The organism is Fibrobacter sp. UWT3 (assembly GCF_900230125.1).
Taxonomy (GTDB): Bacteria; Fibrobacterota; Fibrobacteria; order Fibrobacterales; family Fibrobacteraceae; genus Fibrobacter.
Window position 1 is genome coordinate 368,777 of record NZ_OCSS01000003.1, and the last position, 21,082, is coordinate 389,858.

At 56.3% G+C, this 21,082-nt stretch carries 18 protein-coding genes; 3 read left to right on the forward strand and 15 right to left on the reverse strand.

The features are described from left to right. Positions 1-6: 6 nt before the first annotated feature. From CRO08_RS13080 to CRO08_RS13140, 13 genes are all read right to left on the reverse strand, one after another. Entirely contained in the window at positions 7-1,218 is a 1,212-nt protein-coding gene (locus tag CRO08_RS13080; RefSeq protein ID WP_097036555.1) for a hypothetical protein, read from the reverse strand. 87 nt (positions 1,219-1,305) lie between these two features. Next, a complete protein-coding gene (locus CRO08_RS13085) occupies positions 1,306-2,268 on the reverse strand; it encodes an adenosine kinase (RefSeq protein ID WP_097036556.1) in 963 nt (320 codons plus the stop codon). Between the two features lie 26 nt (positions 2,269-2,294). Continuing rightward, positions 2,295-3,161 (reverse strand): rhomboid family intramembrane serine protease, encoded by an 867-nt coding sequence (locus CRO08_RS13090; protein ID WP_255252381.1) that lies wholly within the window; start codon positions 3,159-3,161, stop codon positions 2,295-2,297. A gap of 44 nt (positions 3,162-3,205) precedes the next feature. Beyond that, positions 3,206-3,706, reverse strand: a complete 501-nt coding sequence (gene coaD / locus CRO08_RS13095; RefSeq protein WP_097036558.1) for a pantetheine-phosphate adenylyltransferase — start codon at positions 3,704-3,706, stop codon at positions 3,206-3,208. A gap of 34 nt (positions 3,707-3,740) precedes the next feature. Then, positions 3,741-4,643, reverse strand: coding sequence for a hypothetical protein (locus CRO08_RS13100; RefSeq protein ID WP_097036559.1), 903 nt, complete (start codon positions 4,641-4,643; stop codon positions 3,741-3,743). An 82-nt stretch (positions 4,644-4,725) separates the two neighbouring features. Continuing rightward, a complete protein-coding gene (gene rsmD, locus CRO08_RS13105; protein WP_073116142.1) occupies positions 4,726-5,286 on the reverse strand; it encodes a 16S rRNA (guanine(966)-N(2))-methyltransferase RsmD in 561 nt (186 codons plus the stop codon). A gap of 2 nt (positions 5,287-5,288) precedes the next feature. After that, complete coding sequence (locus CRO08_RS13110) at positions 5,289-6,302, reverse strand: hypothetical protein (RefSeq protein WP_141398375.1); 1,014 nt, start codon at positions 6,300-6,302, stop codon at positions 5,289-5,291. Then, the gene (locus tag CRO08_RS13115; RefSeq protein ID WP_073116135.1) at positions 6,299-7,216 is read right to left on the reverse strand and encodes a hypothetical protein; all 918 of its coding nucleotides are present in this window, start codon (positions 7,214-7,216) and stop codon (positions 6,299-6,301) included. The genes CRO08_RS13110 and CRO08_RS13115 overlap by 4 nt, the downstream gene beginning before the upstream one ends. Positions 7,217-7,253: 37 nt before the next feature. Continuing rightward, positions 7,254-7,730 (reverse strand): ComEA family DNA-binding protein, encoded by a 477-nt coding sequence (locus CRO08_RS13120; RefSeq protein WP_097036561.1) that lies wholly within the window; start codon positions 7,728-7,730, stop codon positions 7,254-7,256. Positions 7,731-7,750: 20 nt separating this feature from the next. Beyond that, positions 7,751-8,473 (reverse strand): 3-deoxy-manno-octulosonate cytidylyltransferase, encoded by a 723-nt coding sequence (locus tag CRO08_RS13125; protein WP_097036562.1) that lies wholly within the window; start codon positions 8,471-8,473, stop codon positions 7,751-7,753. Positions 8,474-8,509: 36 nt separating this feature from the next. After that, the gene (gene gatC / locus CRO08_RS13130; protein WP_072808223.1) at positions 8,510-8,797 is read right to left on the reverse strand and encodes an Asp-tRNA(Asn)/Glu-tRNA(Gln) amidotransferase subunit GatC; all 288 of its coding nucleotides are present in this window, start codon (positions 8,795-8,797) and stop codon (positions 8,510-8,512) included. 56 nt (positions 8,798-8,853) lie between these two features. Next, positions 8,854-11,307, reverse strand: a complete 2,454-nt coding sequence (locus CRO08_RS13135) for an ATP-dependent helicase (protein ID WP_097036563.1) — start codon at positions 11,305-11,307, stop codon at positions 8,854-8,856. Between the two features lie 104 nt (positions 11,308-11,411). After that, complete coding sequence (locus CRO08_RS13140; protein ID WP_097036564.1) at positions 11,412-12,050, reverse strand: alpha/beta fold hydrolase; 639 nt, start codon at positions 12,048-12,050, stop codon at positions 11,412-11,414. A gap of 140 nt (positions 12,051-12,190) precedes the next feature. Here CRO08_RS13140 and CRO08_RS13145 point away from each other — a divergent pair, with 140 nt between their 5' ends. Both CRO08_RS13145 and CRO08_RS13150 read left to right on the forward strand, forming a co-directional pair. Beyond that, a complete protein-coding gene (locus CRO08_RS13145) occupies positions 12,191-13,132 on the forward strand; it encodes a DUF6175 family protein (RefSeq protein WP_097036565.1) in 942 nt (313 codons plus the stop codon). Then, complete coding sequence (locus CRO08_RS13150) at positions 13,133-14,098, forward strand: YgcG family protein (RefSeq protein WP_097036566.1); 966 nt, start codon at positions 13,133-13,135, stop codon at positions 14,096-14,098. Between the two features lie 245 nt (positions 14,099-14,343). Here the strand turns inward: CRO08_RS13150 and CRO08_RS13155 are convergent, their stop codons facing one another. Next, on the reverse strand, positions 14,344-15,498 hold the full coding sequence (locus tag CRO08_RS13155; RefSeq protein WP_097036567.1) for a DUF3300 domain-containing protein: 1,155 nt from the start codon (positions 15,496-15,498) through the stop codon (positions 14,344-14,346). A gap of 194 nt (positions 15,499-15,692) precedes the next feature. Between CRO08_RS13155 and CRO08_RS13160 the strand changes: the two genes are divergently transcribed. Further along, positions 15,693-17,498, forward strand: coding sequence for a CotH kinase family protein (locus CRO08_RS13160; RefSeq protein WP_097036568.1), 1,806 nt, complete (start codon positions 15,693-15,695; stop codon positions 17,496-17,498). Here the strand turns inward: CRO08_RS13160 and CRO08_RS13165 are convergent. Next, the gene (locus CRO08_RS13165) at positions 17,473-21,078 is read right to left on the reverse strand and encodes a fibro-slime domain-containing protein (protein ID WP_255252382.1); all 3,606 of its coding nucleotides are present in this window, start codon (positions 21,076-21,078) and stop codon (positions 17,473-17,475) included. The two genes, CRO08_RS13160 and CRO08_RS13165, sit on opposite strands and share 26 nt — an antisense overlap. Between the last annotated feature and the right edge of the window lie 4 nt (positions 21,079-21,082).

The window sequence follows — 21,082 nt, forward strand, 5'->3', positions numbered from 1 at the left end:
TACAACCTACCTGGGCAACACGGCAGTCTTGTGCCACTTGCCGTCGGAACATTTCATGTAGTAGACACCCGGAGCGAGCGTAGCGGAATTCTTCACGATGGAGCCGTCGAGGGTACGGACCTGCACCACGCGGGCAGTTGCACCCTGGGCGGGAGCGGTCACGAGACGCGTAGAACCCTCGGAAGAACTGGACGCAGGTTCGGTTCCCGAAGAAGAACTTGCGGGTGCATCGCCAGACGAAGACGTTCCCGGTTCTGCAGAGGACGAAGTCTCGGGCTTCGTAGAAGAGGACGTGCCGACGCTCGAGGAGGATGCATCCATCCCGTGGCTAGACGAGGATTTCTCTTCGGAAGAGGTCGGCCCCGGAGTCCCGCTGGACGACGAAACAACAGGTGTCTCGCTCGAAGAAGACTTGCCTTCGGAAGAGGAACTCGCGGGCGGATTGCTCGAAGAAGATTCGGGCAAGAGCGGCTTGCGGGAATCGACAAGCACTACCTTGAGAGCCTGGACGCGGACATATTCCGAGCGTATAGTCCTTGTCGGCTGGGAAAAATCCATAGCGTTACGAGCAACCTCGAAAACATGCAAGGAATCCATGCCAATAGAAGAGGAATAGGACCTGCCCGTCGCTCCGTACGTCTTACCATCAATAACCGTATCGAAAACGAACTCGTGGGTAAGCCCGACAAACCACCATTCAAAGGCGAATTCGAACGTCTTGGAAGCCAGCATGTAACCAGAACTGTAGCTATTGTCTTCAGGAATCTTTGCGGGAGCCATACCCAGCAAATTGTACGTATTCGTAGAATCGTACCCATCCAGTTTCATGTTGTGAATATCGAAAATGTATGTAGCAATGCCATCTTCCGAATCCTCTTTCCACTGCTTGCTATTATCCCATGTCGCAAACTTGAACTCCGTACCTCGCCTTTCGCGACACTCCGCACTTATCGAAAGCGGAAGCTTGTTTGCGAACGATTTTGCACTGACCGTCACCGTCTTATACGATTCATGCCGCGTGGAGTTAGAAGAATCCTTCGCCCAGGTGTGCGGATTGCCGTACCAGTTCGATTCCTCAATATAGGCCGGCACAAGTTCAATCACAGGCTGATCGCCAAGCGAAAGGGAATCGCAGACGTTCCGATACGGCGTATCATCCGCCGCATAGAGGGCGGGCACCATCGCGAGTGCCGCAAGAGCAAGGAAAAACTTCTTCATAAAACCTCCCTTTTCTCCTAAATATATATCGTTTTCACGCGAATCGTTAGCGGGCAGGGCTCGCCGGCAACCAAATCTGCAGGCATACTACCCACGGGCAGCCAAAATGCGCTTCCAGCCGTCTTCGGGAATCTGCGCACCCATTACCTGCACCACCTCGTTGCTCACTACGCTCCCGAGGTTGCCGCTGCGTTCCATGTCCCAGCCGTTCATGTAGCCGTACAGGAATCCCGATGCCCACAGGTCGCCGGCACCAGTCGTATCGATGGCCTTCGCGGGGCCAGCCTGCACGCGGGTCACCTTGCCGTCCTTCGCAATGAGGGCGCCACGCTTGCCAATCTTCACCACAGCGACCTTCGCCTTCTGTGCAAGTACATCAAGTGCAGCCTCTTCCTTCACGCCCGCATACGCATACGCCTCGTCCTCGTTCGCGATGATGATATCAATCATCTTTTCGGCAAAGAGTTCATCGAACAGCTTGCGGCAGGCTTCCACCACGCCAAAGCTACTGAAGTCAAGCGCGGTTTCCACACCCAGGCTACGCGCCAGCGTGAAGGACTTCTTGAAGCAGTCCGCATTGAACGCGCGGTAGCCTTCCGCATAGAGCAGGCCCACGCCGTCGTAGAGCGCAGGCACAAAGTCCTCGCTCACAAGGAAGTCAGAAGCCCCGAGGTACGTCCACATGGAGCGCTGGGCATCGGGTGTGACCGCACTGAACACGCAACCCGTAGCCGCATCGCTCATCCCGAGTTTCGATTCCACGCCGTTACGTTCCAGGTGCTCGCGGAAAATCTTCCCGAGTTCGTCATCGCCGACCTTCGAGATAAACGCAGCCTTGCCGCCCAGGCGCGAGAGCCCGACCATCGTATTGCAGGTAGAGCCACCCGGCACGCGCAGCGGGTTCTTGAGCGCCGCAAGGAACTTTTCCATCTGCGGCCAGTCCACCATGTTCATGCCGCCCTTCTGCACGCCCTGAGATTCAATCCATGCGTCATCCACGTTCGCGAGAATATCAACGAGGGCAGCGCCCATACCAAGAACTTTCTTCATAACATTTCCTCTAAAATTGCCCTGAACTAAAAGCCACCCCTGCGGCGGCGCAACTTTTCGCCCGCGCGCAGCAGGAACTGCCGTTCGGATTCAGTCAGCGAGTTGATTCCCTCGCTATTGACCTTCTTCAGGATTTCGTCCATGCGCTTCTGCTCATCGACGTAAAAGACCTCGCCCTCGATAGGCTCGTCACTGCGGGCAGGGCCATTGCGGTAAACGGTACCCTCGCCATCGTTACGGCCACCCTCGTGAACCTTAAAGCGACGGCTGCGGATTTTTTCTTCCATACTGCGGCGCGCCCCCGCAAGCGTATTGCCGAACCCGTGTTCGTACAGGTACATGTAAAGGAATCCGCCCACGACACCGCCCAGGTGGGCAAAGTGAGCCACGCCATCGCTCGAATGCGCCATGAACACATCTACCGCGACCATGAACCACATCGCATACTTGATGCGCATCGGGAAAAAGAAGAACATCAAAAGCATACGGTCCGGGAAGAACTTGTAGTAGGCGACGAAAATGCCCATCAACGCGCCCGAGGCGCCGATAATCGGTGCGTTCGTCATGCCGAGCCAGTACATCGCGAGGCTGAACACCGCAGCAAAAATCCCGCAGAAGAAATACATTCCCGTAAAGTGTTTGGAGCCCATCATGTCGGCGATATCGCTGCCGAACATCCACAGCATGAGCATGTTGAAAAGGAAATGCCAGAAGTCCACATGCACGAACATGTAGGTCACAAATCGCCACGCCTGCTCCGGAGCGAACGGCCAGAAGGCGCCGAAGTATGCAATGTATTCGGCAAGGTTTCCATAACCGAGGCCAGGCAGGTTCAGGTGCAAGCCAAGGATTTTCCCGCCCACATAGGCGAGCAGGAAAATTACCGCATTCACAATCAGCAGGGTCCGCAGGACTTTAGGTAAAAACTGGAAAGGTCTCATAAATCCCCAAGCAACATCGGTACAATACTTTCAGGTACATACTTCGCGAGCAGCTTGCGGCCTTCCTCGTCCTTCGCGAGTCCCGCCTTCAAAAGTTCGCGCACCACCGTGCTCGAAATCATCAGGTGCTCGGGAGCGCTGGAAAGGAAAACCGTCTCGCATTCCGGGTAGAGCATCTTGTTGTTCCACGCAAAGGACTGCTCGAAATCCAGGTCGGCAGCGTTGCGGATTCCGCGAACCAGGTAACTCACGCCGACATCCTTCATGAATTCGGTCGTGAGCCCGTCGAACGCATCCACGTACACATTCGGGATTCCCTCGACAGCCTTCTTGATCATCTCCACACGCTGCGATTCGGAAAACATGTAGTTCTTGGAAACGTTCTTCGCCACAAGCACGTACACATCGCCAAAGCACTCGGAGGCACGCCTCACGATATCGAGGTGCCCGAGGGTAAACGGGTCGAACGACCCCGCGAATACGACATTTCTCTGCATGCCGTAAATATAGAAATTTTGCGATTACCTTCTTTTACAAAAGGACGTAGTAATTACACTCGCCGAGTGAACCTAGTTTCTGAATGAGAATATCGCCCGTAGTTCCGGCCTCGCCCTTAAATTTCAGCTTGATTGCAGCGACCTTTTTTAAGACATCCTCTATAGAAGGGCCAGGGCCCCAGTCTCTCCTGAACTTCGCCCAGGAAAAGTCAACAGCAGTTATAGTATTTGACACAGAAACCGAGGCACGATAATTGACGTATTCAGTCAATGTAGCCTCGTCTTCCACACCGAGTTCAATAAAGAATGGAATCGTAGACTGATAACTGATACACAAGCCTCCCCATTCCGAAACATCGACCCCTTCCTGATTCTCGCTCCATACATTGAAGCCTAGTCCCACATAGGGGTAGTCATAGCCCTCATCCAGGGTCACACTCGCCTTGATTCCGCCATACGCCTCGACAAGCGGGCCAAAGAAATTGTCGTATATGTCCGGTTCCACATCCGAAGGAAACGTGAACCTGGAACTACCACCTTCATAGTCATCGCTGTAATTAAACCAGTAACCAGACGTTTCTTCCGGAGAACCCGTTTCAACTTTACCTTCGGTATCGGTGGTCCCATCCCATAAGAAACGGCTGTAAACATTCTTCCCACTAGAAGAAGACTTTACCGAAGAACTCGACACGTCACCCTTGCTACTGCTGGATTCCGCAGAACTGGACTCTGTAACGGGATTGGGAGCATCACTGCTGCTGGATTTTGCAGAACTGGAACTAGAACTAGCCGGCTCGTCGCCAGAAGACGAGGAGCTCATGATACTCTCGTCAGAACTACTGATCAAGTCATCGGACACAGCCGAAGACACATCATCGTTGCAAGCAGAGCAGAAAAAGGCAATAGCGCCTAGTCCTAGTAGCAGAAACTTTATCATCGCAAGATTCCTCACAAGTAATATACACTATTCCTTGCGAAGTTGCAAACCAGTTTTTCAGATATTAAGAGTAGATCCCCGCCTACGCGGGGATGACATTGCGGTATATCACGAGCGAGGATTCGCCGTAGCGACGGACCTGAACCGTTTCCGCTTCCGCGGCCTCTTTCACCCATGCGGGGAGATTCTTGCTCGGGGCCTCGAACACGGCGACACCACCCGGGTTGAGCCATTCCCAGTACTTGCGCAGGTCAGGGTATTCCCTGTCCTTGAACGGAGGGTCCGCATAGATAAGGTCAAAGCCCTCCGTTGCGCAGAGCGATTCCTTCTCGAGCGTGAGGACGTTCTTTTCTAACAAAGTAACTTTTTCGGAAAGGCCGAGCGCCTTGTACGCCTGGTACACGAGCCTCGCCTGCGAATGCACAAGTTCTACCGCTACAACGCTTGCGGCCCCGCGGCTTATCGCCTCGATGCCCATGATTCCCGAACCCGCAAACAGGTCGAGCATGCGGAAGTTCTCCACTCCCTGCAGAATGTTAAAGAGGGCTTCCCTCGTGCGGGAAGCCGTCGGCCTGGTCTTGTTGCCCTCCGGAGAAGGAACGTTCCTTCCGCGAAGAGCACCTCCGGTAATGCGGATAGACATGCTTACGGGGCGACAAACATCACCAGCGTGAATGCCGATGCGATTGTGCGCTTGGCGAACTTCATTTCGGCCTTCGTGACACCGATGCGAATCGGGGATGCATCGAGGGCGCTCATCAGGGACTGCAGTTCCGGGAAATCGGAGTTCGATGTCACCTGGTAGGTAAAGCGCTTGTACACGCCGAATTCCTCAACGGCAGGCTTGTCGAAACCGTTAAGCGTTACTTTGTTCGCAGCAGCGAGAGCCTTGAAGGCCTTGACTTCGTCGGCAACCTCGCCCACGTTCACGAACTTCGAGACGGCAGCCTTGTTTACGTTGTTCACATTGAACAGGCCAAACGCAGTAATGTCGGTCGCGGGTGCGTTTTCGGGCAGCGGCGGAGTCCTGAAATCGGAACTCACCTGCTTGATACGTTCAAGGAAGCTACGCTGCGACGTGGGCTTGACCGACACGCCACGCACGTAGAAGTAGTTGGGCGACTGGAACACGCAGTCCGAGAACCCGACATCGTCCGGGGTAGCCGTCGTGAGGAACGTAAAGAACTGGTTGATGGCGGCGCGCTGGAACGAAATCTTTTCCATCGGGAGGAACGAGCTGTAGTCTTCGCGTTTGTTGTTGAACAGCACCTGCGGCTTGACCTCGCCCACGACCTGCTTCACGGTCAGGGAATTCCTGTGCTTGATGGCCTCCTCGGCTGCAGCGTTCTGTGCCGCGAGCGAACCACCGGCGGAGGTCTGCTGTCCGCTGCTCAGGGTAAGTGCGGTACGGCTCGGGTCCTCGGCGCCAATAAGCGAGAGGTACGGGCCCGGCAGAACACCCTGCAACGGCTTGGGAACGCCGAACACGCTGATAAAGCAGCTGAAGGCAACAAACACGAACAAGGCGGCAAGCAGCCCGACCAAGGTTTTCTTCTTGGAGGTCTTTACCTGCGCCGAAACGTCGGTCACGCGGACCGGGGTAACGATATCGACGGTGGCCGCGCGTTCGGCGGCTTCCATCAAGTTCAAGCGAATCATACACCCTCCATCACGCTGAGTGCAGTCCCGATAGCGCCGGCGCAGTTAAGTACCGCGGCAGAATCGGCCTCGTCGACCGGGAGCCTTAAGTTGGAGAACGAATCCATCAGAATGAGCTGGCAGCTGTCCGTAAGCTTTTCGCGGAGTTTCTGGACGAACAGCGGTTCCATGGCCATTTCGCCGCAGATATTCACCTGCTTCACTTCGGGCACGGAGTTCTGTTCCTTCGCGAGCTTCATCTGTTCACAAATGCCGTTGGCTAGAATCTCGGCAGCCTCTTCCATCGAGGCGTTCACGAGCGAAAGCGTAGACACGCAGCGGAGCGCATGCAGGTTGTCCTTGCTGAGCCAGAGCATAGTCACGCCAAAGTAGTCGGCCTTGATGACGCACTCGACCTGGTTTATGCCGTCGGCCACGTCCATGAGGTTCATGAGCGAAAGCACGTCCACTTCCATGCTCTTCGGCACGAGGCTCTTGCTGCGGAAGCCCTTGCGGAGCGCCTCGGCCCATTCACGCCGGACCGCGATAAGCAGAACGGTCTCGCCCACGGAGGCGTCGCCGCTCAAGACCTTGTAGTCGAGGATATAAGAATCCTTGTCGCCGTTGGTAATGAGGCCCAGGTACCACTGGACGTAGTCGTCGATGTTCGCGACGGCCTCGGCAGGCACACAGATCTGGCGGACTATCGACCTGAAGGCGGGGACAGTCACCGAGATGGCCTCGACATCTTCCAGACCGTTTTCTTCCATCCAGCCCTGGAGGACGGTCTCGAAAGTGAAAATGTCATCGATGGGGCTCGTTTCCGTCTGGAGCACGGCAGTCTTCAAGACGCGCTTTTCGGCAGCGTCCAAGAGGGCGACTTTCAGGGAAACATCACCGACCTCAATACCTAGGTACAATTTCGTATCACTCATATACTCAACGACTTATGAAGATTTTGACACCCTAAAACTAATCAAAAATCACCCACGGGAGAATGCCCTCCAGCTTTTTTTTACCGATTCCGGGTACTTTTTGCAGGGAGGACGGCCCTCCGAAGGGTCCGTTCGCCTCCCGGAAGGCAATAATCTTGTCGGCGAGCTTGGGGCCGACCCCCTTCAGGGCGCAAAGTTCATCTGCCGTGGCATCGTTGATACGCAAGGGAAAGCGGACGACCGCCTTCTTTTTCTTGCCCCTTTTCGGGGGAGATTTCGCCTGCGGGTCGCCGGCGCTCTCGGCCACGGCGGGCATGTCCGGGACACTCTCCCCCGCATATTCCAACCTGGACTGCGCCACGGCCGAAACTTTGCTCGTTTGAGCATACTTCTGACGGTCTGCAATGTCCACGTTCTCGATGGCGGGCAGCCCCCAGGGGGCAAACCTCACCAGCGTACCCACCGCAAACAGGAATATTGCGATGCGCACGACTTTCTTTTCGGCAGCATTCATCGGACCCCTCCAATTTTAATTTATCTGCTTCCGCGGTTCATCATTTCTTTTTCTATCAGCGCCTCCACCGTGCCCGCGTCAGACGGGACATCCACCGACACCGACGGGTAGGGGCTCTGCACAATGCGTATCGGGCGCCTGCCCAGAATGCGCATCTGCTCCAGCGAGCGTTCCTTCTCCACGGCGTTCTGCGGGAGGGAGGCGAACTCGTCCCGCGACACGCGGGAATACGCGTATATTCCCTGGTGCTGGAACCAGCGGGGAGCATCCGCCGGAGCCACGTTGCGGGTAAAATCTACGGCAAGGTTACCTTCCACGCGGACCTTGACTACGGTTTCCAGAGTCGATTCCGCAGGGTTCAGCGGGCAGGCGACGGTCACCCAGCAATCGGGGTGCAAGGCAAGTTCCTGCGCGACATCGGCGAGCACGGAAGGTTCCACAAGGGGCTCGTCGCCCTGAAGGTTCACCACAAGGTCCAGGCCCAGCATGCGGGCGGCCTCGGCGACGCGGTCGGAGCCAGTCGCCGCGGGGCCGGTCATCACGAAGTCGAAACCCGCGTTAGATACCACCTCCGCAATCTGCTCGCTGTCGGTCGCGCATACGATACGCCCGAAACAGTCCGCAAGGAGCGCGCGTTCCAGCGTCCTTACAATCATTTCCTTGCCGCACAATTTAAAAAGAGGCTTCCCGGGAAACCGAGAAGACCCAATGCGTGCGGGTACAATGCAGTGTACATCCGTCATAATTCTAATAACGCCACTTAGGGCAAAAAGGTGCGACTAGCCGCCGATGACCTTCGGGATGGCGAAGTGGTCGTTTTCCACGGCGGGAGCGTTCGCGAAAGCCTGGTCAAGGGTAAAGCCCTGCACCGGGACGTCTTCGCGGAGAATCGTGGCGCCGTTTTCGACCGCAGTCATCGGTTCGACATTCGAAAGGTCAAGAGCCTTCAGAGCCTCGAGATGGCCGAGCATCTTGTCCAGATGCCCCTTCACCGCAGGGATATCCTCTTCTGCGATGCTCAGGCGCGAAAGCTTCGCCAGTTTCAGTACTTCATCATTCTCTAACATATAACCTCGTTACTTACAGGCAGTAAAATAGCAAATTATTTTCGCAGGGACAACCGCTAACCGATAATCTGGAGGGCGGCGTACTTGAGGACGATGGTCCTTATGGTTCCATCGCTGTTGAACCGCACGTCCACGCGAGCGTTATCGCCGGTGCCGTAGCACTTGACGATGGTCCCGATGCCATACTTCGCGTGGCGCACGCGCACTCCCGGGTGGAACGGGTTCTCGCTGAACTCGTCATATACGACACGCGGGCCACTCGGTACTGCGGGCTTGGGCACGTTGTTTACCTTGATGGGGTTACGGTAGACGATACGCTGGTCGTTCTTGCGGACAGAAGAGGGTACGGACGGCTTGGAGAACGTGCCCCGCGACATTCCGCCTCCAAACGAAGAACCGCGCGAAGCCCCCGGGAAACGGCTTGCACCCGGGAACTGTCCGGAGCGCGGGTAAGGCGCACCCGAGGAGAACCCCTGCGACATGCCACCGATGCAGGGCGTGAACTCCACCACCGACGGGTCAAGTTCCTTCAGGAATCTCGACGGCAAGAACGGGCGGATGGTACCCTGGAAAAAGCGTCGCTCCGCATGGTACAGATAAAGTTTCTTTTCGGCGCGGGTGCAGCCCACGTAGAACAGTCGGCGTTCCTCTTCCATCTGTTCACGCATTTCCTTATCCGTCGCAAACGAGGAACCGCGGACCAGCGGGAAAATTTCCTCATCACAGCCCGCGATATGCACCGTATTGAACTCCAGGCCCTTCGCCATGTGGATAGTCATGAGCGTCACCGCGCCCTTGGAGGTATCTACCTTCTTGTCGGCATCGGTCAAAAGCGATATATCCTGCAGGAAGGCGTCGAGGGTCGCATTCGGGTGTTCCTCGTCGAATTCGCGGATGGCGTTCACCATTTCGTCGATGTTCGCGATGCGCTCGTCCGCCGTAAGTTCGTCGTCCTTGCGCAAGAACTCCTTGTAGCCCGTATCGGCAATAATCGTTTCGGCAAGGATGGGGAGCGGTGTCTCGCCCGCCTTAACCAGTTCCTTCCATTTTAGAATCATGTCGGCAAAGCCCTTGAGTTTCGGGGCGCCACGGCCTGCGCCGTTAGCCTCCGCCACGAGCATCTGCCAGAAGGTTCCTTCGCCCCTGCGCACGCGTTCGAGAATCGACTCTACGGTAGTTTTCCCGATGGCGCGGGACGGGGTGTTGATTACGCGCAGGTGTGCGGCATCGTCCTTCTCGTTGGCAAGGAGCCTGAGGTATGCGAGAATGTCCTTGATTTCCTTGCGGTCCCAGAAGCGCGTGCCCCCGAAAATAACCGAAGGAATGCGCATGTCGTTGAGCGCCTTCTCTATCACGCGGGACTGCGCGTTGGTGCGGTAGAAAATCGCCGTCTTCGAGAAGTTACTCATGCCCGCGGCGCTGATGTTTTCTGCAATCTGCTGCGCCTCGGAGCGGTCATCCATCATGTGTCGCACGCGGATCGGGTCGCCCGCCTCTTCCTTGGAGAACACGTTCTTCTGCATTTCGACAGGGCGGACGTTATGCGCGATTACGGAACCCGCGCCCTTCACGATGTTGCTCGTGGAGCGGTAGTTGCGTTCGAGTTTCACGATGGTCACCGGGGCGAAGTCACGGTGGAAGTTGCGGATAATCTTGATGTTCGCGCCGCGCCAGCCGTAAATACTCTGGTCGTCGTCGCCCACCACGGTCACGTTCTTGTTTTCGTTTATCAGGAGCTTCAGCAGTTCGTACTGCACGTCGTTCGTATCCTGGTATTCGTCGACCACGACAAAATCGAAATGATTCTTTAACTGGTTGGCAAGTCCCGGAACCTTCTGCAGCATCAGGACCGTGTTGAACAGCAGGTCATCAAAGTCCATCGCGTTCGATTCACGCAGGCGCTTCTGGTATTCGGCATAATAGCGCGCGCGCTTTTCTTCGTCGGCAAACTCCGCATGCGCCATCGCCACCTCGGGCGTCTGGAGGACCGCGGAACCAAACTCGTAGAGCACCGTATTCTTGTAGCGCGAAATGGCCCCGTGCACGCGCTTGATTTCGGCGGCATCGCAGTCGTCGCCCAGATCTTCCTTCAATATCTGCTTCAGCAGGCGTTTCTGATCGTCGTCATCGTATATCGAAAAATTGCCGTCGTACCAGGTACCACCAAAAGCCTGGAGAGCCTGGCTCGTGTTGAGGCATTTCTTGAGCAGACGCAGGCACACAGAATGGAATGTCCCCATCCACGAAAAGCGCAACGGGGCATCGAGCAACTTCTGGATACGCGCGGTCATCTCGCGGGCAGCCTTGTTCGTGAACGTCACTGCCAAGATCCTGTCGGATTCCACGTTGTGGTACGACACCAGGTGCGCAATCTTGTACGTGATGGCACGGGTCTTTCCCGAACCCGCACCCGCCAAAATCAGCATAGGGCCTTCAATTTTCTTCGCGGCAGCCGCCTGTTCCGGATTCAGCTCGCTATCCAACACACTCGCATCGACAACACGTGCCATTAAAAACTCCCAAAAGACTCAAAATATCGTTTAATCTATAGCGCGCAAAATATAAAACAATCCCGCCGAAACATTGTCCGGCGGGAACAAAAAAGCAGTAATTTTTAGAACAGCATCATCGGGGGCCAGTGCCCGGACTTGGGGCGTTCCTTGAACGTCGCCTTCGGCAGGAACTCCTTGAGTTTCAATGTCATCGCGGGCGTCACGTCCTGGTCCATGCGGCCATAGAGCACCTGGATATCGTCGCCGTTTTCAATCACGCGGTCAATCCTGTTCTGCACCATGAACCTGAGCCCTTCGGCAAGGCAGTCCGGGTCCATTTTCTGTGCGGCATCGAGCCATTCGTCGGGCCAGTCGCTGAACTCCTCGCCGAACTGATCCTTGAACGCATCCAGGGCGACATTCTTCGAGCCGTGCATCTCGCGCGCCTTGAAGAGAATGTTCTCGGAATTCCACGGGCCGTCCTCGTCGCAAAAGTCGGCGAACGGCGAAAGCAGAATCCACTTCTGCGACTTGGGGCGCTTGGACTGCGCGCACATGAGCAAGAGCGCGCCCAGCCCCCAGCCTACAACAGTTTCCGCCTTCGGCATGCCGTCGATGGCGTAAACGTTGCCGAGGTTAGCGGCCATAGTTTCGTAGGGCACAAAGATATGGTCGGCAGAAGCATCCGCATCTGTCAGGTCGTCTTCCCAGAGGGAAAGATCCGAGGCCCAGTCGGGCAACCATATCCATTTTTTACTCATACCACAAATGTATATATGCAAATTCAAAAAAGAAAACTTTTTTCAAAAAAAATTAATTTTTTTACAGATACTATATTTTGGAATAAGCAAATTGTAATTTTTTGAACAGAACAGCAAAAAATAATATAGATAGGCCACCCATGCGACACCTTGCAATCACTGCAGCTTTCCCGATTATACTCGCCGCCTGCGCCGGCGCACCCGAAGTCGAAACTGAACCCGCAACCGACACCGCGGCCCCTTCGGCAAGCTCAGGGACCTTATCAGTAACCGACGAAACCGCAGCAACCCCCGAACCGGCGAAGCAGCTCCCGGACAATTCGTCGCTCCCGAGCATCCTCGTGACCCCCGCCCAGAACGGCAAGGGAATCTCGGAACTGCAGGTAGTGCAGAACAACCCGATGGCGCGCGCCATGATGGAAGCGGTAAACGAATACCTGACCAAGAAACTCTACGACGTGAAGTCGCTCGAGGGGGACGCAAACCTCAACTCCGTGGTGCAGATGCAGAACGACATCGCCGAGACGGACGAAGACCTCTCCTACCTCGCGAGCCTCGCCCTCGGTGCGGACGTGTACATCAAGTTTTCCGGCAACGTGAAGCCCGGCGCCATCTCCGTCGACCTGAACGCCTACGAATCTTCCACCGCAAGGCTCCTCGGGAGTGAATCCGCCATGGATGACGACTGCGGCGGCAACGACCAGACCGCTATCGCCGAATGCCTCCACAAGGCAGCAAGGCGCGCCATGCCCCTGCTCGAAAAGAAAATCAAGGCATACTGGCAGAAAGATTTAGAACAGGGGATTCAGTACAAAATAATAATGAATATCAAGGGAGAATTCGACGAGGAAGAAATCGAGGACCTGCACGACGATATCGCCTCGGGGCTCAAGAAGGCTTTCAAGCGCGTAAACGTGAACGTGATGACCGCAAAGACCATCGACGCCATCATCTACGCCGACGGGAACGAGTTCCCGGATTCGCAGAGCGTGTACAGCGCCATCCGCGGTATGCTCAAGGGCAAGGGCCAGACCAAGAAAATCAACCTCACGAGAAAACTCATCCTGATGGATATCGAGTAGGTGACCCCGAACCTGAAAAACATTCTCGCGGCAACGCTCGTACTGTGCGCAATCGCGCAGGCGCTCCCCTCGCGGCCCGAAAACAGCCATATATACGACGAGAACCGCCTAGTCCCGGCGCAGCAGCTCAATTTTTTTGACCGGCTCTCGGACGAAGTCGCGAACGAGACGGGAATCAGCATCGATGCCGTGCTGCTGGACGACATCGGGGAGCGCGTCGCTGCAAAATACGCCGAGGAGATTGCGGAAAAATGGCAGACGGACGCCGGCAGTGAAGGCGAAGTCCTGATATTTGTCGCCCAGAAGCAGAGACGCAAGTTTGTCGTGACAAAGGGAACCGCAAGCAGCATCCTTGACGAGGCAAGGATACGCAAGGCCGAGCAGGAATTCCTTGTGCCGAACTTCCGCCAGGAACGCTACGGCGACGGCATACTTTCACTTGCCGGGTGGCTTACCTTCGCCATCAGCGACAACACAGGGAAAAAATTCGACATCGACATGCAGGAAGCACCCGCCGAAGAAGGCATGACCGTGCGCGGGTGGATTTTCATCGCGGTCGTGTTCGGCCTGCTCATCGCCTTCGGGAGAAAGGGCCGGAGGTTCGGGTTCTTCGACAACATGAAGAAGTTGCTATGCGTTAGCGAAATCGAAAAGTCGCAGTGGCCGGGAATCTTCCGGGACGCCTTCGGCGAGAACCTCGTTTCGGCGTTCATCTCGGGCAGGTGCCTCGTGGAAGGTTTCGATGCGCTCGCAACGCCCTGGACTATAGACTTTATCCTCAGGGACAATTCGCCCGAGGTAATCGCGAAGCTTGACGCCTTCCGGGAAAAGGCCCGCAGGGAGAACATCGCGTTCGGGCACTTCTACACCCCGGCAGAAATTGCGCAAATCCGCGACCCGCAGGAACTTGAATATCTGCAAATCGCAAGCAGGAACGCGCCACTATGCGGAAGCCCGCGCACCTAAGGTGCGCTCATGCTCGCAACTACGTCACCAGCGCGGCACAACCTGCATCATGTAGTTGCGTGCGTGCCGGGAAGGTCTTAGGGAGGGCCAGCCCCATAGGCGCCCTCCCTAGTCGCATAAATCCACGCGCTCCGAAGGAGCGCCCGCGCAAATAATCCGCGCATACCTCAACCCCTTGGCCTGAACGAAGCGGATTATTAAGCGCCAGGTAGGTCTTAGGGAGGGCGGAGCCTTCCCTAATCTCACTACCTCCGGCGGATTGCTCCGCCGAAGCCGCCACGCGATGACCCGCGGTCATCGCGCTCCTGGTCGTCACGGCGCGTAGAGGGCGGCGGAGGCGGTGCGGACGAAGAGCCCGAAGACTGCCTGCGATTGTTCGCAATATCCATCGGGTCGTAATCGCTTCCCCGACCGTTGTCCCAACGGTCGTCCCGCGGGCTCTGCGCCCTCGGTGGAGGCGGAGCCGCCTGCATGTTCCTGCGGGTAACGTCGTTACGCGAAGATTCGCGATACACCTGCGACTCGCGGGAATTCAAGTCCACAGGGCGCGTTGCCCCCGAATGGCGCGACACCGCTGCCGCAGGCCTTGAGGCCTGCGGGGCAGGCACCGCCGAAGAACGGCGATTCAGGTCCGGCCCGACGGTATGCCTGTGGCGAGGAGGAGGCGCATAGCGGTGCGGGTGCCTGGGCCCGCGCCTAGGCGCGTGCCAGCGGTGGTCGCGCATGTATATTGCGCGCGCATTCCAGTCAAACCAGCAGGAACCCCATCCCCAGTACCCATAATGCGTGCCGAGCCATACTCCCGGAGCGTAGCTTACACGCACGTACCCGTCGTAATAATTGTAATAAACGACATACGGATTGTACACGGGAACGTAGACGTATTCCGTACGTACCGGCAAAATCGTGATGTTGTCGCCAGTCGTGACCTTCACGTAGTCGTCATTCCGCAAGTGCCCGTGCTCGTTTGCCGCCCTACGCAAGCGCTGCACCGCCTGCATAACGTCTTCCTTCTGGATAAACACTGCATCGCCAAGCTGGTCGGTCCATGCGGCATACCTATTCATCATCGAGAGCACGCGCGGGAACGGGATAAGCGCCTGGACACTCACATCGTAAGGCAGTTCTGCGGCAGCAATCGCGTTCGAAAGCGCGTCGCCCTTCAGGTGCTTGTGCGATTCCGCCCATTCGCTCGCGGGGGCAATCTGTTCGCCGTAAGTAGATGCGGCCAGCACCTGAACCAGGAGCGGGTCTGGGTAAAGTGCGATATTCGCCACCAGCGTGTCCAGTTCCGAAGCGCTGAAGTAACCCTGCGCGCGGCCAACCCCCGGCAGGCAGAAAACTGCCGCCAGCAAGAGAACAAGCCAAATTTCGGAACGTTTCGTCTCATTTCTAGACATAGGAACCTCCTTCCCTATCAATATACAACTATTTGATGAACGGGAAAACCCTTCGGTTTCAAAAAAAATCGCCATTTTTCGCTTTTTTTCGAGTTGTAAGCAAAAACAACGCGTAAACGACAATTAACATAGAAATTCGACATATTACATATACTTTTAGTCTAGACAAATGAACAGGTTTGGTTGGAGGTCACATGTCAAGCCTAAAAAAATTCTCTCTCGCTGTCGGATTCGGCCTGGCTGGCGCTTTCGCGCAGACATACGATTTGCCCATCGTGTTCATCGACACCAAGGGTGAATGCCTAGACAACACTGTGAACGACAAGATGCCCGCCACGATGAGCGTGCTGGACGCGGCAACGAACAACGTAGCCGACAGCGCCAAGGGTACGCACTACGACATCGGCATCAAAGTGCGCGGTCAATCTTCGGCCAAGTTCCCCAAGCCCGGCTACAGCGTGGAAGTCCGCGACAACCAGGGCGAAGGCATAGACGTAAGCATGCTCGGGCTCCCCCCTGCCGACGACTGGGTGTTCCATGGCCCGTACGTGGACAAGAGCATGATGCGCAACGCGCTCGCCCACTGGCTGTTTAGGCAGGCGGGCCACTACAGCCCCCGTACCAAGCATTTCGACCTCTACATCAACGGCGTGTACCGCGGCGTGTACGTGCTTATCGAAAAAATCAAACGCGGCAAATACCGCGTAGACGTGAGCAAGCTCAAAGAAACCGACATCAGCGGCGACGACGTGACCGGCGGCTACATCTGGGCTTTCGACAAGACCGGCACCAATACCGGCGGCATGGGCAACGAAGACATCAACAAGGAAGGCTTCAAGACCGCCGACGGCCTGAACGTCATCATGCACTACCCCAAGAAGGAGAACCTCCAGCAACAGCAACAGGCCTACCTGAAAAAGTACCTGGAAGATCTCGAGAACCTGTTCAAGAACGGCAAGAACGGTAGCGGGTACGAAAACTATGTGGACATGACTTCCGCGCTCGACTACGTGCTGCACGAAGAAGTGACCAACAACTCCGACTCCTACTGGTGCAGCTTCTTCTTGCACAAACCCAAGGATAGCAAGGGCGGCAAGGTGACGCTTGGCCCAGCTTGGGACTTTAACCTCGCCATGAGCAACGGAAGCCAGCCCGAAAACGGCGGCAACAACAACGGCGGCAACAACGGCTTCAACTGGAACATGTGGGGCGGTGGCGGCATGGGCGGTGGCGGAATGGGAAGTTCCGGCACCACCGGCTGGCAAATCGAAAGTACCATGAAAACGGGCATGAGCGGGCTCAAGATCCCCAACTGGCTGCTTGGCATGTGGAAAGACAGCCATTACCAGAGCGAACTGAAAAAGCGCTGGGCGGAACTCCGCAGTGGCGTATGGCACACCAAGACCATGGACGTGTATCTCGACTCCATGAAGACGTACCTGACGAAGGCCGCCGACAGGAACTTCAAGCGTTGGCCGAACCTCGGGCAATCCAGTGGACAGGGTGACAGTGACCCGCAGCCGATGAAATACTGCAACCAGGGCGGTGGTCAGCAAGGCATGTGGGGCATGAACATGCCCATGGGCGGCTACAATGCCGACACCTGGGACGGCGAGTTCGAGCACCTCCGCAAGAAGATGAAGGAACGCATGGCATGGATGGACCAGCAGCTCGGATTTACCGAACCTGCGCAGCCCATCGTCACCGAGCCCGTAATCCACGTTCCCGACTGGGCGAAGGATACCGTATCCAAGGTCGAGCCCCCGCCCGTTGCCCTGGACGATTTCAGCAGGCTCTCGCCGACAAACTTCTTCAACGTGAACGGCGACAAGATTGAAATCATGACAGACCTGGGCGGAACCTTCGCGCTAGTCGACCTGAACGGCGTCACGCTGTTCAAGACCAGAATCAAGAAGGGTGTTACGACCCTGAAGGTGCCGGAAAGCGCTCAGGACAAGCACTGGATTGCAACGCTCAACGGGAAGATGCTAAGCCGCTAAAGTTTTTACCGCGGCGCACGCCCCAGAAATTGTCGTGAACTTGGTGAAGCGTATTTTTACCGTTCACGACAATTTTTATTTCTAGGCGCGAGATGTAGACGCCAGTCCCGACTAGGCGGCCGCTATTGGAACGCATGTTCCATGCAAGGAAGATATTTCCCTTGTTCTTGAGGCAGCCCTCTTCGCCGTACACGCCCTTGTCGGAGCACCTTATCGTATTGGACGTTCCGCCCACGTACTCGCCGAACTGACTGTAATAGAACGTGCGGTAGTGCAATTCCACGGCATCGTCAGATACAATCGTCCTTTCGCCGCTACGGTACTCTTCGAGATTGAATTCGGTTACCTCGCCCGCCTTTACGGCATCGATAAGTTCACGCGCAACGCCCGCTTCCGCAAGTTCCGCATCCAGCTTGCCGCTACGGATGGCATCGAAGAGGTCGGCCTGCGTCACGGTCTGGACGTTCCCTATGGTGATTACCGTATCGCGGCTTGCCTCGATATTCGCCTCCGCCATTTTCGCGAAGAGCTCCAGGTCGCCCTCGCCGACAACGGACCTGTAGTTGTCCTCGGTAATGGAACCGTCCAAAACCCCGTTGATTACCTGCTCGCTAAAACCGTACGAGGTATCCACCAAGTTCACGCGAATGTCGTTGAACAACTGCGTCAAGGCTTCCTGCTCGCTGATGCCGACAATCGTCGTGTCGTAATCAGTTTCGCTCCCGACGCGAGACTTCACGAAGGCATCGAACTTCTCGACGGCATCCTTCGTCTGCTCTACCATAATCTTCGCGATATCAAAATCGACAAGCGAGCCCTGCACGCCGAGCGAATCCGCTATCTGCTGGGCGCTCTGGCTTATATCCGTAATAAGCTTCACCTGCGTAACCGTATCGTTCCCGATAACGCCATAGGGGTCTTCTCCCAGCGAGACTACGCCCGGGTTCTCTACACCGAGTTCCTGGTCGCCCGTAATGGCAACCCACGGATTGTCCCTGTGCGGTACATTCCCGGCAAGGTCCTGCGCACCGCCCTTGGGTGCAAACCTGATCAGGTCACCATCCGTCGGCAGTACAGCCCCGTTCCCGCCCGAGGTATAGATGAGCGTCATGCGCGCTCCCGTTCCGCCCTGCTGCAGAGGCCTTTCGGGCTTCTCGTTTATTCCCGAGCGCATGCAGGTGTATTCAAAGATTTCAGTAAACAGGTGCCGGGACTCTTCAGAAATCGCCTCGCTGAAGGTAATGTCTATAAGCCTGCTCCCGTCCTTGCTTAACTTTTTCGAGGCAGAAAGCACGATGGGTCCGACACCGTCGGCAACCTGCTCGTTCTCGATAAAGAAGTTGCTGACCTCGCCCTCATTTTCGTAGGTAAACCAGTTGTTCAGGCTTCCAGAATAGATTCCCGACGCATCTCCGGTAAACTGCCTACTACCAAAACCGCAAACCTTCCCGGTACATTCCGCGCCAAGGTCTTCGGCAGTAAGCACGATATCGGTCTCGTTCACAATCTTGAAGTTCGATGTCGCCACGAACGTTTCTCCGAAAGTCAGCTGGATAGAATCCAGACGGCTCTTGCCATTGACTGCGCGCTCAAAGTGAACGTACAGGCTGTCGGCACGCCCGTCCCCGTTCCGGTCCATCGCAATAGCCTTCTCCACACGCGGTGCGGGAGGTTCGGCAAACTTCAGGTCGGTCCATACCGAAACGCCCGCCGCGGCGCCCTTCGCCGTGAGCACGGCTCCAGATACGGGAGCATTCGCATGCACGTAGAATGTCGCACGCCCATCCTCGTCCAGGTTCACCGCGCTGATTTTCTTTCCGCCCGGCGCATCCAGGATATCTATCGCCGCATTCGAGAACGATAGGTTTATCTTGCGGTTGTAATTGTTGACGACGGCCCATTCCTCGAAGAACGTGATATTCACCTGGTAAGTCGCATACGCCCAGGGGCCAATCTGCGCCGTATCGCCAGAGACCTGCGTACCGAGGACAGTCCAATCTTCCTTCGCGAACGCGACGCTCGGCACGGAATAGGACGGCACGGTAATTTCCACCTTCGTCACCTGGCTCGGGTCAGCCTTCAGGGTAACCTCCAGGAAGTAGTGCCCGGGAGCAAGCGCGTAGTTCGAAACAATCGCTGCAGAATCTATCGAGAACGTGGAATCGCTCGTAATCTTGATTCCCTCGTAATGGGTACCGATCCCGAGTATCTCGGGCCCCGCGAGGTTACCGCCGGTAAGCTTGAAGGTCGACGCGCCACCGGTCGTATCGCGCTCGGCAGAATTCGCGTCGAAATTGCAGGAAAGCTTGCTCTTCTTGTTGATCTGCCATACCTCGTAACTCATTCCGGAGCCGCGCCTGTCCGAAGTCAGGAACAGCGACGCCTCGACCTGCAGGTCAATAGAAGTGCGCATGCGGAAATTAGACGAACCAGTATGGCGCTCCACGTAAAAGATATGGAAGTCATACGTCTTTCCCGGAACAAGCATGTCGCCGGTATTCTGCCCGATGGTATCGAGATCTACAGCACCCGCCACCTGGCCATGCTGCCCGCCGATATCCACCGCAAGGCGATTGTCGATAAACACCCAAACATCGTCGTCGCCGTAAAAGTCGAAGTACTGGCCCGGGACATACTCGAACGTCGCCTGTATCTTTGCGGCATACCCGAAGTTGTGCTTCCCTATCTTCGTTCCCTTCAGCTGGTCGTAGTAAGGGTTCGGAACCTTCTCCGCATCGTCGAGAAACTCGAAATCGTCCAGCAGGAACATACCGTCCGAATTGGCCTCGTTGCCTTTCGATATCTGGTCCTTCGAAACTTCCGCAAGCCAGAAACCCTCGTCATCCATAGATACATACAGGTCGCGGCAGGTCATGTTCGTGTATTCGTTGCCCGCACTGTCCTTGGCGACAACCTCGGGCAGGAACCAGCTGTCGAGATGCTCCGTAATCTTGCACTTTTCCGGGAAGGGGTCCGCACGCACGGGAACCCCGTTCGCACCGAGCCTGTATTCGACCATACCCGTAACAGCCTTGTCCTTGCCGGAGCACCCGCCCGAACCGAAGTCCGCGCTGACGCCGTTTGCGGGGTCACCGTTTTTTCCGCTTCCGTCGCCATCGCCATCGGTACCGTGCAGCCAGTCGTAGACGGTCACGGGAATCTTCTTGAGCGGGCAGTCGCCAAGCACGCCGGGGTAACCGGAAAACAGCGCGGGAACGTCGGTCTTGTAGCCCTGCACCCAAACCGTATCGGAGAGGGCGGCAACGGAATCCAGCAATATCTCGCTTGATTCCGTAGGTTCCTCGGCGACCATGCCCTCGGCACCCACGTAGTTGAGGCCGACAGTCTGCTTGAAGTAAACCCCGAAGCCCTCGGCGGGCGCATCCACTGTAGCCTTGAACCAGCCGCAGTAATTTTCGAGAGGCGTCATCGTGGCTACGGAATCACCCCCCACGAACAGCACCGCATTTGTGTTCGACCACGGCGTAAAGAAAACGACCGTCTTTTCGGCATGAGCCGTTCCGAGCGTCAAGACGGCTGCCACGGCCAGCATCCTGGCCCTTTCAACCCAATTCACCATAACA